Genomic DNA, 13925 nt, shown 5'->3' on the forward strand with positions numbered 1-13925 from the left:
CGGGCGACTGCGCTGTTCGGGGTCGCCGACGCCGTTTAGCTGATCATGTCTTGGGCCCCCGGCGCCCGCGTGGCTACGCTGCGGCCATGAGCATGCTGACGCCACCGGGCATGGGCGGCAAGAAGTTCCGCGTCACGGGCGACCGCTACCCGAGGATGCGCCGACCGCGCCGCCGCCGCCGGACCGTTCTGGCCCTGTTCGCCGTGGTCACGGTGCTCGGCCTGCTCGGCTACGGGACGCTCCAGATCGTCGATGTCTTCTCCGGCGACGACGGCGACCGCCCGGCCGGGGCCGGCGCCCGCAACGCGTCCGAACGCCAGGACTGCGCGGGCCCCGACGACGAACCCGTGCGCGTCCCCGAGCCGGACGCCATCACCGTCAACGTCTACAACGCCACCAGCCGCACGGGCCTCGCCCAGGAGACCGCCGACGCGCTCGCCGACCGCGGCTTCGTCATCGGCGAGGTGGAGAACGCGCCCGAGGGCCTCGACGGGGAGGTGGACGCGCCGGGGCTGCTGCTCGCCACCGCCGCGGCCGAGGAGTCGGGCGCCCTGCGCGTCCTGGCCACCCAGCTCGACGGCGCCGAGACCGGCACCCCGGAGCCCGGCGCCCGCGCCGACAGCCCCGAGGTCGTCGACTTCGTCATCGGCGAGGACTTCAGCGAGCTCACCGCCGCCGACGAGGCCGAACGCCGCCTCGCCGACCTGGCCAGCCCCTCCCCGACCCCGTCCGCCGACGACACACCCGCCGCCGCCTGCTGACGGGCCGTCGCACACGCCGGAGGGACGGCCGGCTAGCCGGCCGTCCCGTACATCCGGTCCCCCGCGTCCCCGAGGCCCGGCACGATGTACCCCTGCTCGTTCAGCCGCTCGTCCAGCGCGCCCGTCACCACGGTCACCGGCGCGCCGGCCAGCTCCTCCTCCAGCCGCTCCACGCCCTCGGGCGCGGCCAGCAGGCAGATGACCGTCACCTCGTCGGCCCCGCGCCCGATCAGCTCCCGCACGGCCGCCACGAGCGTGCCGCCGGTCGCCAGCATCGGGTCCAGCACGTACACCTGACGCCCGGACAGGTCGTCCGGCATGCGGTTCGCGTAGGTGCGCGCCTCCAGCGTCTCCTCGTCCCTGATCATGCCGAGGAAGCCCACCTCGGCGGGCGGCAGCAGCCGCACCATGCCGTCGAGCATGCCGAGACCTGCACGTATGATCGGCACGACCAGCGGGCGGGGATGGGACAGCCGCACGCCGGTGGTCCCGGCCACCGGTGTGGTGATGTCCACCACCTCCGTGCGGACGTCACGCGTCGCCTCGTACGCGAGCAGGGTGACCAGCTCGTCGGCGAGTCGCCGGAACGTCGGTGAGTCGGTACGCGCGTCACGCAGCGTGGTCAGTTTGTGGGCCACCAGGGGGTGGTCGACGACATGGGTCCGCATGCGCCCGACAGTACCGAACCCCACTGACGACCGGCGTCTGACCGGCTGCTTTCCTGTTGTCCACCCCGGTGGACAAAGGGCGGCGGCGACGTGGAGAGTGGTGCGTGGAGGGAGGAGAGGGCATATGCCCCGACATCCGCCCACCCCGGGACCGCCGGTGAACCCGGTGACAACACATACGGACATTCCATCGGTGCACTGCCGGGTTACCCGACAGGACACCCCTTTTCTGCCACGATGCTGGTGGCACTGCCTAACCGAGTGGGGAGAGTCACGGTGTACTTCACCGCACTGCTCGCGCGGACCGATGATGGTTGGGAAGCGAGTGACACAGAGCTCGACGACGTGGAGAGTCTGGACGAGCTGGCCGAACTGGCCCGCGACGCCGCTCCCGATGACGAGACCGTTCTCGTCTGCATCGAGCAGGAGGGCGCCTGGTTCGGCCTCGTCCGCGTGGACGGCGAGGACGATCCGCGCGTCTACGTCTCCGACGCCGCACGGGCCATGCGCAGCGCGTACGGCGAGATCCTGCTGACCGACGAGCTTCTCGGCCGCCGGCCGGAGGACGACGCCATGCTGGACGGCCTCGCGGACCTGGCGGACGACGCCGGGGACGCCGGGGACGCCGAGGACGGGGACGGGGACGGCGGGGCCGTCGCCGCCGCGAGCGAGGACGACGCGGACGACGGGACGGGCGGCCAGGACGTGCCGCGCGGCCCGCTCGGCGACCCCGGACTGCTGGCCGACCTTGGCATCGACGCCGGAACGGTGCGCACGCTCACGCCCGACGACGCGCTCAGCGAGATCGCCGACGCCCTGGGCTGCGCCGAGGTCCTGGAGGCGGTCAGGTGACGGACCCCGGCGCCCCGTGACGGGCGACCCGCTGCGGGACCCGTGGCAGCCGGCGATGCGCCGGGCGCTGGCACGGGCCACCGCGGCCGGGACCACGGGCGACGTGCCGGTGGGCGCCGTCCTGCTCGGTCCCGGCGGCCCGGCGGGCGACGTCCTCGCCGCCGCCCACAACGCGCGCGAGGCCACCGGCGACCCGACCGCCCACGCCGAGGTCCTGGCCCTGCGGGCCGCGGCGGCCGGGCTCGGCACATGGCGGCTGGGGGGCTGCACCCTGGTCGTCACCCTCGAACCCTGCACGATGTGCGCGGGCGCCGCCGTCCTCGCCCGCGTGGACCGCGTCGTCTACGGGGCGCGCGAGCCGAGGACGGGAGCGGCGGGCTCCCTGTGGGACGTGCTGCGCGACCGGCGGCTCAACCACCGCCCCGAGGTGATCGGCTCGGTGCTCGCCGACGAGTGCGCGGAGTTGCTGACGGGCTTCTTCCGGTCCGGGGCGGAGACGGCCTGAGAAGCGATTTCTGCGCGGGCCGCCGGGTGGGTTAGGCTACCCCCGGTAGCGTGTCCGAGCGGCCGAAGGAGCTCGCCTCGAAAGCGAGTGTGGGGGCAACTCCACCGAGGGTTCAAATCCCTCCGCTACCGCTCCAGCATCACCTGAGAGGGCGGACCCGGAAGGGCCCGCCCTCTCGTCGTGCGTTCCCGGCGCGCCGTCACCATCCGCGCCACAGCTGGTGGCGGACCACCAGATTCACATAGCCGAGCAGCGTGCCGGCGGCAGGAAAGATCAGCATCGCGCACAAGGCCAGCGGTCCCCGCGCGGAGCTGTCCTCCCCCACCAGGGCGAAGGCCACCCAGGCAGGGACGCTCACCAGCAGCATGCCGACCGTCCAGTTCCGGCACACGGCGATCCGCCGGCGCCAGCGGGCGTCCTGCTCGCGCCACCGCACCGCGGGCTCTTCGAGCCGGGCGAGACGGAACTGTTCGGCGCGCGCGGCCTCGGCGGCGCGCGCGGCCTCCTCCTCGGCCCACTGCCGTTCCAGGCGCGCCCGGTAGCGTGCCTCGAAGTCCCCGTCCCACCGCGCGCCGGGCGCGTTCAGGTGGACGTCACCGTGGACGACGCCGAACTGGCCCACAGGACCGTTGACGTACCCGCTGACGTCGTTGCGGATCGCCGCCTCGTCCCCGCGCCCCGCTTCGCGCCCCATGCGCCCAATCTATCGGCGCCTCGCGCGGGCGTCACCCTTCGCGAGGCGACCACGGGCGGCGCACTGCGGCAGGAACGCGCCGGGGGCGCGTGGTTCAATGTGCCCCCGCGCCGCGCGGGCCGTGACGGCGCGCGCCCGAACGCCCCGGAGGTGCCCCCATGAGCAAGCTCCCGCAGTCCGCGGCCGCCCGCAGGGCCGGGCTGTTCCTGGCCGCCGTCCTCGTGCTGTACGCGGCCGTCTCCTGGCCCGCGCGGTCGGCCGAGTTCGCCGAACTGCTGTTCACCGCCGCCGCGGACGCGGCCCACGGCGTGGGCGAACTCGTCACCGATCCGCTGCCTTAACACGGCGACACACGGTGCTTGCGCACGGTGGATATGTCTTGTGATGCTATGACTGCTTTTGCGGCGAGTGCACCGTAAGGGGTGGTGGTCAGCAGTGGCGGTGACGCAGACCCGGGGCGCCGAGGCGCGCGCGCTGACCCGGGCGCTCTTCGAGCAACTCGACCGCCATGACACGGGGACCGCGGCGCACGCGCGCGTCAGGGGGGCGCTCATCGAGGCGAACCTCCCGCTGGTGCACTACGCGGCGCTCCGCTTCCGCAGCCGGAACGAGCCGATGGAGGACATCGTCCAGGTCGGCACCATCGGCCTGATCCACGCGATCGACCGCTTCGACGCCGGGCGCGGCGTCCAGTTCGCCACCTTCGCGGTGCCCACCATCGTGGGCGAGATCCGGCGCTACTTCCGGGACAGCGTGCGCAGCGTCCACGTACCGCGCAGGCTCCACGAGCTGTGGACCCAGGTGCGCACCGCCGCCGAGGACCTGACCGTCGCGCTGGAACGGGCGCCCACCGCCGCCGAGATCGCCGACCGGCTGCGCGTGCCCGAGGAGGAGGTGCTGGCCAGCGTGGACGCGGGCCGCGCCTACCGCGTCTCGTCGCTGGAGGCGGACCGGGAGCACGACGAGGGCGCCGCAGGCCCGATCGACCGGCTCGGCTACGAGGACCCGGGCCTCGCCGGGGTCGAACACCGCGCGCTCGTACGGCACCTGCTGGTGCAGCTCCCCGAACGGGAGCGCCGCGTCCTGCTGTTGCGCTACTACCGGAACCTGACGCAGTCGCAGATCAGTGCCGAGCTGGGCGTGTCCCAGATGCACGTGTCCCGCATGCTGGCCCGAAGCGTCACCCGGCTCAGGTCCGCAAATCCGGTCGAGAAGTAATCCGGAAGAGCGACTCAACTCCGGGAACTTCCCCACCAGGTGTGCCGTTTTATCGACATGAAGCTACGTCGCGTTGATGACATGTGACATTCTGTGGGAACCGCGTTTGCCGTGGCGGCCGATCCGGTATCCACGAGAGGGCGCACTTCTCTCATGGGAGTCACACCGGAAGCGCGCCGTCGCGACCCGTCCACGACCTCAAGGGGGTGGCATGTCCGTAGAACTGGGCAGCTCCAAGGTGCTCGCCACGACCGGCACGCCGCACGTACCCGCGCCACACGTACCCTCGTTGCCGCCAGACCCGCCCGCGGAGACCGACAACCTCGACACCCGCACCCTGTCCCGTTCGCTGTTCCTGCGCCTGGCGGCGCTCGACCCGGACAGCCCCGAGCGCGGCTACGTCCGCGACACCCTGATCGAACTGAACCTCCCGCTGGTCCGCTACGCGGCGGCGCGTTTCCGCAGCAGGAACGAGCCGATGGAGGACATCGTCCAGGTCGGCACGATCGGCCTGATCAAGGCGATCGACCGCTTCGACTGCGAACGCGGCGTGGAGTTCCCGACGTTCGCGATGCCCACCGTCGTCGGCGAGATCAAGCGGTTCTTCCGCGACACCTCCTGGTCGGTGCGCGTCCCGCGCCGCCTCCAGGAGCTGCGGCTCGCCCTCACCAAGGCCAGCGACGAGCTGTCCCAGCGGCTCGACCGCTCCCCGACCGTCGCCGAACTCGCCACCTGCCTCGGGGTGTCGGAGGAGGAGGTCGTGGACGGCCTCGCGGTGGGGAACGCCTACACCGCCAGCTCACTCGACTCGCCCGCCCCCGAGGAGGACGGCGGCGAGGGCTCCCTGGCCGACCGCCTCGGCTACGAGGACACCGCCCTCGAAGGGGTCGAGTACCGCGAGTCCCTCAAGCCCCTGCTCGCCCGTCTGCCCGCACGCGAGCGCCGGATCATCATGCTCCGCTTCTTCGGCAACATGACACAGTCCCAGATCGGTGACGAGGTCGGCATCTCGCAGATGCACGTCTCGCGGCTTCTCACGCGTACGCTCGCGCAGTTGCGCGAGGGCCTGACCGCCGAGGAGTGACGAGGCCCGGACCGGCGGCACGGTGCCCGCCGGTCCGGGGCGTGTTCAGGTGGGGCGTGTTCAGGTTCAGCCGAGCGCCAGGAAGGCGACCGCGGCGACCACCACGACGGCCACGACGACGCCCACGATCAGCCCGACACGCGGACCGGACGACTGGGTCGCGGGCGCGGGGCCGTTGAGGGGCGTGCCTCCGTCGTTGACGAACGCCTGGAACATCTGCGTGTTGCCTGCCGCGTCCGGTTCCTGGGAACCGTACGGCTGCTGCTGATTGTGGGCCATGCCTGCCGACCCTAGCGAACACCCGGCGGGCACGGACACTCCGGTCCGCGGCTGTCGTCTCCTGGGGCGAGGGTGAACGGTGGGGCGCGCCGCGCGAGTTCCGGAACTCCCGGTTCGTGTCCAGCACCTTGTATTGGTCTACGCCAACCGCTTATGTCATGCCCATGAAGATACTGTCGCGCCGCCGTTTCCGGCGCCTCTTCGCCGCCGCGGCCACCGTGGCCTTGAGCGCCACCCTGCTACAGACCGCAGCGGACGCCGCCCCCACCCCCACCACCCCCGCGGCCCCGGACGCCGTCCCCATGGCCGTCGTCTTCGAGGACACCTTCGACGGCCCCGCGGGCTCCGCCGTCAACGGCAGCCGCTGGCAGCTGGAGACCGGCGACAACGTCAACAACCACGAACGCCAGTGGTACACCGGCGGCAACTCCAACGCCGCCCTCGACGGCCAGGGCAACCTCGTCATCACCGCCCGCCGCGAGAACCCCGGCAACTACCAGTGCTGGTACGGCCGGTGCGAGTACACCTCCGCCCGCATGAACACCGCGGGCCGCTTCACCGCCCAGTACGGCCACATCGAGACCCGCCTGCGCGTCCCGCGCGGCCAGGGCATGTGGCCCGCCTTCTGGGCGCTGGGCAACGACATCGGCAGCGTCGGCTGGCCGGCCAGCGGCGAGATCGACATCATGGAGAACGTCGGCTTCGAGCCCGGCACCGTCCACGGCACGCTCCACGGGCCGGGCTACTCGGGCGGCGAGGGCATCGGCGCCGGCTACACCCTGCCCGGCGGCCAGGCGTTCGCCGACGGCTTCCACACGTTCGCCATCGACTGGTCGCCCAACCGCATCTCCTGGTCCGTCGACGGCAACACCTACCAGACCCGTACGCCCGCCGACCTCGGCGGCGATCAGTGGGTGTTCAACAAGCCCTTCTTCCTGATCCTCAACCTGGCGGTCGGCGGCTACTGGCCGGGCGACCCCAACAGCTCCACCCCGTTCCCCGGCCAGCTCACCGTGGACTACGTGCGCGTCACCACGGGCGACACCCCCGGCGGCGGCCGTACGGGCCCGATCCGCGGGCTCGGGGGCAAGTGCGTGGACGTCGCGGGCGCCAACCCCGCCAACGGCACCCCGGTCCAGCTCTACGACTGCAACGGCACCGCCGCCCAGCAGTGGACCGTCGGCACGGACGGCACCATCCGTGCCCTCGGCAAGTGCCTCGACGTCTCCAACAACTCGACGGCCAACGGCGCGCAGCTCCACCTGTGGGACTGCGTCGGCGGCGCCAACCAGCGCTGGGCCATCAGCGGGGCCAACGACATCGTGAACCCCCAGGCCGACAAGTGCCTCGACGCGACGGGCAACTCGTCGGCCAACGGCACACGGCTCCAGATCTGGACGTGCACGGGCGGCGCGAACCAGAAGTGGACCGCCCCCTGACGTACGCCCCTTCCGCCCGGCGCGCGCCCTGTGACGCGCGCCGGGCCGGGCACCTCCGCGGGCCCCGGTTCGTTCCCCTTCACATGGACGCCTTCCCCACCGGCACCCGCCGCCGGACCCTCGTCGCCGCCACGGCCGCCTCCGCCGGGGCCCTGGCCCTCACCGCCTGCGGCCGCGGTGGCGGCGGAGGCGGGGACACGTCGGACGACCCCGGCGTACGCCCCGGCGAGGAGCTGGCCGCGCTGGCCGACGTACCGGTGGGCGAGCCGACGTTCGCCCGTACGGAGAGCGGCGGCGAGGCGTTCCTCTACCGCTCCGACGAGACGACGGTCACCGCGTACGGCGCCGCCTGCACGCACCGGGGCTGCGCGGTCCAGCCCGCGGGCGACGAACTGCGCTGTCCCTGCCACGGCTCGGTGTTCGAGGCGGCCACCGGCGAGGTCGTCTCCGGACCGGCGACCAGGGCCCTCCCCGCCGTCCGGGTGAAGATCGAGAATGACCGCATCGTCGCGGAATAGGCGCGCAGCGTCATCCTGTTGACCGGCCCATGGGTACTCAACTGACCGAAGACCTCGGTCGCGTCGGCATCTGGAGCGGCCTGCTCGCCGTTGATGAGCCGGCGCGCCGGGACGAGATCACCGAGAGCATCGCCGAGCTGGAGGAGCTGGGCTACGGGACGCTGTGGCTCGGCGGCAGCGCCACACCGCGGCAGGCCGTGCACGCCCTGGCCGCGACCTCCCGCCTCACCGTCGCCACCGGCATCACGAGCATCTGGAACGACGGACCCGCCGATGTCGCCCGCGCGTCCGCCGAGGTGAACCGCGCGTACGGCGGCCGCTTCGTCCTCGGCCTCGGCGTCAGCCACGGCCCGCTCCACCGCGAGTACCACCGCCCCTACTCCGCCATGCGCGACTTCCTCGACGGCCTCGACGCCGCCGAGGAGCCCGTGCCCGCCGAGCGGCGCGTCCTGGCCGCGCTCGGCCCGAAGATGCTGGCGCTCGCCGCCGAACGCACCGGCGGGGCGCACCCGTACCTCGTCACGGCCGACCACGTCGCCCAGGCCCGCGAACGGCTCGGCGACGGCGCGACGCTCGCCCCCGAACTGAAGGTCGTCCTCGACCCCGACCTCGCCTCGGCCCGCACCACCGCCCGCGCGTACCTCGCCATGTACCTGAAGCTGCCGAACTACACGAACAACCTGCTGCGGCTCGGCTTCACGGAGGACGACTTCGCCTCGGGCGGCAGCGACCGGCTGCTGGACGCGGTCTACGGCCTCGGGGACGCGGAGGCGGTCCGCGACAAGATCGAGCAGTTCTTCGCGGCGGGCGCCGACCACGTGGCCGTGCAGGTCGTCAACGACAACCCGCGCACCGACATCCCGCGCGCCGCGTACCGCACGCTCGCCGAGGCGCTGTCGCTCGGCTCCGCAGGGTGATCGACTTGTCCCACACCGGTGGCATATGCGGCGGTGCAGGAATGCCACTGTCCGGATAAACAGGACACCACAACCTCAAATTTCCCTCTGGAAGCGGGGTCCCGTGCGTCCGGGACCCCGCCGCTCGGGCATGGTGGAGAACGTGAAGCCGATCACACGGCACCGCACCAGCGCCCGCCTCAGCGTTCGGAGTCCGGCCATGACCCACGAGCCCGCCCAGCCGGAGATAGGCACGATGGCCTACGACGCGTCGCACGACCGCATCGGCCGCGTCATGGCCCACCTGTCCGGCCACATCTGGCTCCGCCCCCCGGGCGGCGGCCGCGAATGGACGGCACTGCCCGAGGACGTGCAGCCCGTCAGCGCCAGCGAATCCCTGCGGCAGCGCGTGGCGGAGGCCAACCGCCGCGCACGCCAGCAGCGCCACGCACTCTCCTGACCCCCCGTCCCCCCCGTCACCGCGCCCGCCGCCGCACCTGGTCCCAGACAGCGCCGTCCACCGCGCCGGCCCGACGCCTGAAGGCGCCGACCGACAGCACCCGCAGGTTCGCCGGCTCGACCCAACTGACCCTCCCCCGCCGGTCGTCGACGGTGCCGGCCGGCAGCCGGACAGGGCGCGCCGGCGGGTACTCCCGTGTGGTGATCTTGGCGACGACGACCCGCTCGGCGTTCGCCGCCAGCACGAGGCACGGCCGGTCCTTCACCCCGCCGCCGTCCTCGAACGGCACGGCGGCCCAGTGCACTTCACGCGGCCTCGGCACGCCAGGCGGCAGCCGGCCGGGCGCCACCGCGCGGAAGCCCCGTACGCGTACGGCCCGCCGCCGCCCGGCCCGGCGCAGCGCGTACACGACCACGGCGACCGCGACGGCCAGGAGAACCCACACGAGCGCATCCATCCCGCCATGGAACCACCGCGCGTTCCCCGGGTACAGGCGGCGGCCGCGGGCACCCGACCGGGTGAGACACACCCGGCCCGCCCGCCACACGCCCCCCGACCGGCGGCGGCTCGCCGAGGCTGTGCCCCGTAACCCGCCGACCGGTCAGGAGACGACCCCATGCCCGACGAACTCCTCGCCCATTTCCTCCGCCAGCTCAGCCCTCTCAACCGGGAGTGGCTGGAGAGCCAGCCGGAGGAGAAGCAGCGGATCATCGCGGCGGAGTGGGAGCCCGCCGAGGGCGCGGGCGCACGCCTGCTGGAGGCGGCCCCCCTGACCCCCGACCTGGTGGACGAGGGCGCCTCGGCGAACGCCTACATCGACGACATCCGCGACCGCGAGGACTACTGACGGCTCACTTGTGGAACGTCACGTACCCGTTGCCGTCGCGGTCGTTCTTCGCCTTGGTGTAGGCGTGGACGTCGGCCCGGTCGCCGGACGGCTTGTAGAGGTAGAGGGAGTCGCCGGCGTTGTTCCACAGGAAGTTGCAGTTGTTGCGGTAGACGACGTTCCCGCCGTCCGAATCGGTACCGCGCCCGCCTCGCAGCCGGATGAAGTCACCGGGCTGGAGGGTGTGGTTCTTCGTGAGGACGAAACGGTTCCCCGCCGCGTCCTTCACGACATACCCCCGCAGGTTGACGGTCGTCGACCGCGAGAAATTCGTGATCACCAGGAACTCCTCGTCGGTGTTCCCCGACGAGCAGCTGTTGTCGTCACGCCCGGGAGCGTCGTACTGCACCCCCCTGATCTTCAGCGCCGAACTGTACTCGGCGGCCTGCGCCTGCCCCGGCACGAGAACGGCGACACACACCGACGCGAGCGCCACGACAGCAAGCCGAACAGCCTTCACCACAAGGGCCTCCCCACAAGACCGGATCCCCGCCCGCACCCCCTGTGCACAACGGAGGCCTCACCGTACAGACAATCCCTCCATCACACGAACACCTTGCGAAGATCCTCTTCACTGGATCACTTCACACCTAACTTTGATCACATTCGACCATTCGCCCCCTCCCCGCGGCCGAGGTGTTCGATCCCCGCGCCCATGAGGGTGAAGTGGTCGAGCCTGACGATGAGTTGGCTGGCGATGATCCATTGGATGGCGGGGTGGTCGGAGGGGATGCCGGTTGCGTCGGTGAGGACGGGGTCGGGACAGCCGGGCCGGTAGAGCGCGCCGTGGACTCCGGCCTGGGTCCAGGTCCGGACGCGCAGGGTGACGGAACGTTGCCTCAGGTGCGGGCAGGCGCGGACGGACAGGTCGGCGCAGGGCTGGCAGACCGGCGGGTGGGCGGTCTCCAGGCCCTGGGGCCAGGAGCCGGGGGCGTCCGGTGCGTCGCCGATGAGCCACAGCACGCCGTTCTCGTTGCGGTCGGCGGGACCGCCGCAGACCTGGCAGAGCAGGCCTGCCATGGCGACCCGCTGGCGCAGGGGATGCACCGCGCCGAACTCGCGCCTGCCCTTGCCCGGCGTGGAGGGGACACGGCGCCACAGGACGCCGCCGGTGTCACGGTCGTAGGAGCGTTCGTCGGCGTACGCGAGGCGCCCGCGTCGCTCAACGACCCTTACAACTGGCGGGCGTTCGCCGCTCCAACGCGTGATGTAGGGCACGACCGCCCGGGTCGGCGCCGGGCTCACCGGATGCACCCGAGTCGAGACGACGCCTCACTCATATACTCGTCCATACAAGTTGCTCCCTGCTGGTGGGCGGGTGTGCGGTGGAAGATCTGCTAGACGAGCTTCACGCCGTCGTGGGCCCTGACGGCCGGTGGGACGGGGGCGTCGAGGGCGTCGGTGACGCGGACGGCGTAGGCCTCGTCGGCCAGCAGTCCGGCTTCCTCGCGGGTGACCCAGCGCAGTTCGGCCGTCTCCTCCCCGGTCGTCGGCTCGCCACCGATGGACTCGCAGCGGAAGACCAGCGCGACGATCAGCCCGGTCATGTTCTTGTACACGCCCGTCAGAGTCGCGGACGGGGCGATCTTCAGGCCGGTCTCTTCGAGGACTTCGCGCTCCAGGGCATCGAGGATCGTCTCCCCGGGCTCCAGGACACCGCCGGGCGGCTCCCACTTCCCGTTGTCACACCGCCTGATCAGAAGCGCGCGCCCCCGATCGTCCACGATCACCCCCGCCACGCTGACGGAATGCGGACGCTCACGACCCATTGCTGCCCTGCCCTCTCGACTGGCTAGGCTTCCCACCGTAGCAACTCCACTCAACCACTCGTCTAGACACCCGAAGGAGTGAGCGCATGACGGCTCCGCCCTCCGGCGTGCTCGGCACCCTGGACCCCACCAGCGACCGGGCCGTCTTCCGCCAGATCGCCGACCACCTCCGCGAAGCGATCGACAAGGGCCGGTTCAAGGAAGGGGCCAAGCTCCCGTCCGAGTCCGAACTGGTGGAGCACTTCGGGGTCTCCCGGATGACCGTCCGCAACGCCCTCGGCATCCTCCAGGGCGAAGGACTGGTGCACTCCGAGCACGGCAAGGGCGTCTTCGTCCGCCCCCGGCCACCCGTGCGACGCCTCGCCTCCGACCGCTTCGCCCGACGCCACCGCGACCAGGGCAAGGCCGCCTTCACCGTGGAAGCCGAGGCCGCCGGAAGCCACCCGGAGGTGGACAGCCTCCAGGTCAGGGAGGAACGCCCCACCCGCGACATCGCAACCCGCCTCGGCGGACCCCGCAAAGTCCTCGCCCGCCGACGCCGCTACCTGCTCGACGGACGGCCGGTCGAGTCCGCGACCTCCTACCTCCCGCTCGACATCGCCGCCGGCACCCCGATCGCCGAACCGAACCCAGGCCCCGGCGGCATCTACGCACGACTCGAAGAACTCGGCCACCGCCTCGACCACTTCGAAGAAGAGATCCGCGCCCGGATGCCCACCCCACACGAGACCAAGTCCCTCCGCCTCGCCCCGGGCATCCCCGTCATCCACCTCATCCGCACCGCCTACGACACAGAGAACCGCCCCGTCGAAGTCTGCGACACCACCATGGCCGCCGACACCTACATCCTCACCTACCACCTGCCCGCCCACTGACAACCAAGCGGGCATAGCAAAAGGCCCTGTCGCTGTGCGACAGGGCCTCGTTGTGTGCGCTCGGCAGGATTCGAACCTGCAACCTTCTGATCCGTAGTCAGATGCTCTATCCGTTAAGCTACGAGCGCTCCGCCCCCTGCGGGGCGTTGCGTGGACAACAGTACAGGACCGTCGGCGTCAGGTGAAATCCATTGTCCGCACCCCTGCTGACCTGCGGAAATGCGAAAGCCCCGGCCAGCAGGACGGGGCTCGCGGGGGTGATGCGGAGGCTCCGGGATTTGAACCCGGGATGGGGGGTCACCCCAAACCGCATTAGCAGTGCGGCGCCATAGACCAGACTAGGCGAAGCCTCCTTGCACGACAGCGCGGACGATGCGTGCGTGCAAATGATGCCACAGCCCGAACGGCCGCAGCCAATCGGATTCCACCCTACGGGGGTACGGGCCCTCGCGTCGAGTTGCGTGACGGTCGGGGCGCGGCAGCGTTGACAGAGGGAAGACACCCGCTCACGCCGCGTACACACAGGAGCTCCCGCATGCCGCTGCGCACCAGTCTCGTCGCCCTCATCGCCCTCGCCGGAGCGTTCGCCGCAGCACCGGCCGGGCACGCCCTGGAGTCCGGGGACCGGCTCACCGTCACGGTCGAAGGCGCCGGCGACGGGCGGGACGGCACGTACGAGCTGGAGTGCGCGCCGCCCGGCGGGACGCACCCCGATCCGGAGGGCGCGTGCGAGGTGCTGCGCGCCGCTCGGGCGCCGTTCGCCACCGCCGGTGAGACGGACGGCGCGGAGCCGCTGTGCACCTACGTGTACGGCGGCCCGGCCACCGCGACGATCCAGGGGGTCTGGAACGGCGAGCCCGTCCACGCCCGCTACAGCCGCACGAACGGCTGCGAGATCGCCCGCTGGGACGCCCTCGTGCCGGTGCTTCCCGGCCCCGTGAGCTGACCCTCACGGGCGGCGACTTCGGCACACACCGCCGCTCCCGCCGCCGCTGGCCGTAGACTCCCCTGGAGACACGCA

General features: G+C 71.9%; 20 protein-coding genes and 3 tRNA genes. 14 read left to right on the forward strand and 9 right to left on the reverse strand.

What is annotated here, in order from left to right; all coding sequences use genetic code 11:
- The first annotated feature begins 86 nt into the window (after nucleotides 1-86).
- Nucleotides 87-761 carry a LytR C-terminal domain-containing protein gene (locus tag ACL02R_RS20105; protein WP_412798347.1) on the forward strand — a complete coding sequence of 225 codons (675 nt, stop codon included), beginning with the start codon at nucleotides 87-89 and terminating at the stop codon, nucleotides 759-761.
- 32 nt (nucleotides 762-793) lie between these two features.
- Here ACL02R_RS20105 and upp read toward each other — a convergent pair whose 3' ends face one another.
- Nucleotides 794-1429 (reverse strand): uracil phosphoribosyltransferase, encoded by a 636-nt coding sequence (upp, locus tag ACL02R_RS20110; RefSeq protein ID WP_412798348.1) that lies wholly within the window; start codon nucleotides 1427-1429, stop codon nucleotides 794-796.
- A 276-nt stretch (nucleotides 1430-1705) separates the two neighbouring features.
- Here upp and ACL02R_RS20115 point away from each other — a divergent pair, with 276 nt between their 5' ends.
- The 3 genes from ACL02R_RS20115 to ACL02R_RS20125 all read left to right on the forward strand — a co-directional run bounded on the left by ACL02R_RS20115 (nucleotide 1706) and on the right by ACL02R_RS20125 (nucleotide 2917).
- Entirely contained in the window at nucleotides 1706-2281 is a 576-nt protein-coding gene (locus ACL02R_RS20115) for a hypothetical protein (protein WP_412798349.1), read from the forward strand.
- A 55-nt stretch (nucleotides 2282-2336) separates the two neighbouring features.
- On the forward strand, nucleotides 2337-2786 hold the full coding sequence (gene tadA, locus ACL02R_RS20120; protein ID WP_412798416.1) for a tRNA adenosine(34) deaminase TadA: 450 nt from the start codon (nucleotides 2337-2339) through the stop codon (nucleotides 2784-2786).
- A gap of 44 nt (nucleotides 2787-2830) precedes the next feature.
- Nucleotides 2831-2917 (forward strand) — tRNA-Ser (locus tag ACL02R_RS20125).
- A 68-nt stretch (nucleotides 2918-2985) separates the two neighbouring features.
- On the opposite strand, the gene ACL02R_RS20130 is transcribed toward ACL02R_RS20125, so the two are convergent.
- On the reverse strand, nucleotides 2986-3480 hold the full coding sequence (locus ACL02R_RS20130) for a hypothetical protein (protein WP_412798350.1): 495 nt from the start codon (nucleotides 3478-3480) through the stop codon (nucleotides 2986-2988).
- A 158-nt stretch (nucleotides 3481-3638) separates the two neighbouring features.
- Between ACL02R_RS20130 and ACL02R_RS20135 the strand changes: the two genes are divergently transcribed.
- The 3 genes from ACL02R_RS20135 (at nucleotide 3639) to ACL02R_RS20145 (ending at nucleotide 5782) form a co-directional block, all read left to right on the forward strand.
- Nucleotides 3639-3821 carry a hypothetical protein gene (locus ACL02R_RS20135; protein ID WP_412798351.1) on the forward strand — a complete coding sequence of 61 codons (183 nt, stop codon included), beginning with the start codon at nucleotides 3639-3641 and terminating at the stop codon, nucleotides 3819-3821.
- Between the two features lie 94 nt (nucleotides 3822-3915).
- Entirely contained in the window at nucleotides 3916-4698 is a 783-nt protein-coding gene (locus ACL02R_RS20140; protein WP_412798352.1) for an RNA polymerase sigma factor SigF, read from the forward strand.
- A gap of 211 nt (nucleotides 4699-4909) precedes the next feature.
- Nucleotides 4910-5782: an RNA polymerase sigma factor SigF gene (locus tag ACL02R_RS20145; protein WP_362963949.1), complete on the forward strand. Its 873-nt coding sequence runs from the start codon at nucleotides 4910-4912 to the stop codon at nucleotides 5780-5782.
- A 66-nt stretch (nucleotides 5783-5848) separates the two neighbouring features.
- Here the strand turns inward: ACL02R_RS20145 and ACL02R_RS20150 are convergent, their stop codons facing one another.
- The gene (locus ACL02R_RS20150) at nucleotides 5849-6061 is read right to left on the reverse strand and encodes a hypothetical protein (protein WP_412798353.1); all 213 of its coding nucleotides are present in this window, start codon (nucleotides 6059-6061) and stop codon (nucleotides 5849-5851) included.
- A 164-nt stretch (nucleotides 6062-6225) separates the two neighbouring features.
- On the opposite strand from ACL02R_RS20150, the gene ACL02R_RS20155 reads away from it, so the two are divergent.
- The 4 genes from ACL02R_RS20155 to ACL02R_RS20170 all read left to right on the forward strand — a co-directional run bounded on the left by ACL02R_RS20155 (nucleotide 6226) and on the right by ACL02R_RS20170 (nucleotide 9374).
- Nucleotides 6226-7500, forward strand: a complete 1275-nt coding sequence (locus ACL02R_RS20155) for a ricin-type beta-trefoil lectin domain protein (RefSeq protein WP_412798417.1) — start codon at nucleotides 6226-6228, stop codon at nucleotides 7498-7500.
- An 83-nt stretch (nucleotides 7501-7583) separates the two neighbouring features.
- Entirely contained in the window at nucleotides 7584-8018 is a 435-nt protein-coding gene (locus tag ACL02R_RS20160; protein WP_412798354.1) for a Rieske (2Fe-2S) protein, read from the forward strand.
- A gap of 29 nt (nucleotides 8019-8047) precedes the next feature.
- Nucleotides 8048-8935 (forward strand): LLM class F420-dependent oxidoreductase, encoded by an 888-nt coding sequence (locus tag ACL02R_RS20165; protein WP_412798355.1) that lies wholly within the window; start codon nucleotides 8048-8050, stop codon nucleotides 8933-8935.
- A 199-nt stretch (nucleotides 8936-9134) separates the two neighbouring features.
- Nucleotides 9135-9374, forward strand: coding sequence for a hypothetical protein (locus tag ACL02R_RS20170; RefSeq protein ID WP_412798356.1), 240 nt, complete (start codon nucleotides 9135-9137; stop codon nucleotides 9372-9374).
- A 16-nt stretch (nucleotides 9375-9390) separates the two neighbouring features.
- On the opposite strand, the gene ACL02R_RS20175 is transcribed toward ACL02R_RS20170, so the two are convergent.
- On the reverse strand, nucleotides 9391-9831 hold the full coding sequence (locus tag ACL02R_RS20175) for a type II toxin-antitoxin system PemK/MazF family toxin (protein ID WP_412798357.1): 441 nt from the start codon (nucleotides 9829-9831) through the stop codon (nucleotides 9391-9393).
- A gap of 159 nt (nucleotides 9832-9990) precedes the next feature.
- On the opposite strand from ACL02R_RS20175, the gene ACL02R_RS20180 reads away from it, so the two are divergent.
- Nucleotides 9991-10221, forward strand: coding sequence for a hypothetical protein (locus tag ACL02R_RS20180; protein WP_412798358.1), 231 nt, complete (start codon nucleotides 9991-9993; stop codon nucleotides 10219-10221).
- 4 nt (nucleotides 10222-10225) lie between these two features.
- Here ACL02R_RS20180 and ACL02R_RS20185 read toward each other — a convergent pair whose 3' ends face one another.
- From ACL02R_RS20185 to ACL02R_RS20195, 3 genes are all read right to left on the reverse strand, one after another.
- A complete protein-coding gene (locus ACL02R_RS20185) occupies nucleotides 10226-10720 on the reverse strand; it encodes a lamin tail domain-containing protein (protein WP_412798418.1) in 495 nt (164 codons plus the stop codon).
- Between the two features lie 140 nt (nucleotides 10721-10860).
- Nucleotides 10861-11505, reverse strand: a complete 645-nt coding sequence (locus ACL02R_RS20190) for a hypothetical protein (protein WP_412798359.1) — start codon at nucleotides 11503-11505, stop codon at nucleotides 10861-10863.
- Between the two features lie 92 nt (nucleotides 11506-11597).
- A complete protein-coding gene (locus tag ACL02R_RS20195) occupies nucleotides 11598-12029 on the reverse strand; it encodes an NUDIX hydrolase (protein WP_412798360.1) in 432 nt (143 codons plus the stop codon).
- Nucleotides 12030-12115: 86 nt separating this feature from the next.
- Here ACL02R_RS20195 and ACL02R_RS20200 point away from each other — a divergent pair, with 86 nt between their 5' ends.
- Nucleotides 12116-12904, forward strand: a complete 789-nt coding sequence (locus tag ACL02R_RS20200) for a GntR family transcriptional regulator (protein ID WP_412798361.1) — start codon at nucleotides 12116-12118, stop codon at nucleotides 12902-12904.
- 55 nt (nucleotides 12905-12959) lie between these two features.
- On the opposite strand, the gene ACL02R_RS20205 is transcribed toward ACL02R_RS20200, so the two are convergent.
- Together ACL02R_RS20205 and ACL02R_RS20210 are read right to left on the reverse strand one after the other, a co-directional pair.
- Nucleotides 12960-13032: transfer RNA gene (locus ACL02R_RS20205), tRNA-Arg, on the reverse strand.
- 135 nt (nucleotides 13033-13167) lie between these two features.
- Nucleotides 13168-13257, reverse strand: a tRNA-Ser gene (locus tag ACL02R_RS20210).
- A 182-nt stretch (nucleotides 13258-13439) separates the two neighbouring features.
- On the opposite strand from ACL02R_RS20210, the gene ACL02R_RS20215 reads away from it, so the two are divergent.
- On the forward strand, nucleotides 13440-13850 hold the full coding sequence (locus ACL02R_RS20215; RefSeq protein WP_412798362.1) for an SSI family serine proteinase inhibitor: 411 nt from the start codon (nucleotides 13440-13442) through the stop codon (nucleotides 13848-13850).
- The last annotated feature ends 75 nt before the right edge of the window (nucleotides 13851-13925 follow it).

Source organism: Streptomyces sp. MS19, assembly GCF_047200595.1.
Classification (GTDB): domain Bacteria; phylum Actinomycetota; class Actinomycetes; order Streptomycetales; family Streptomycetaceae; genus Streptomyces.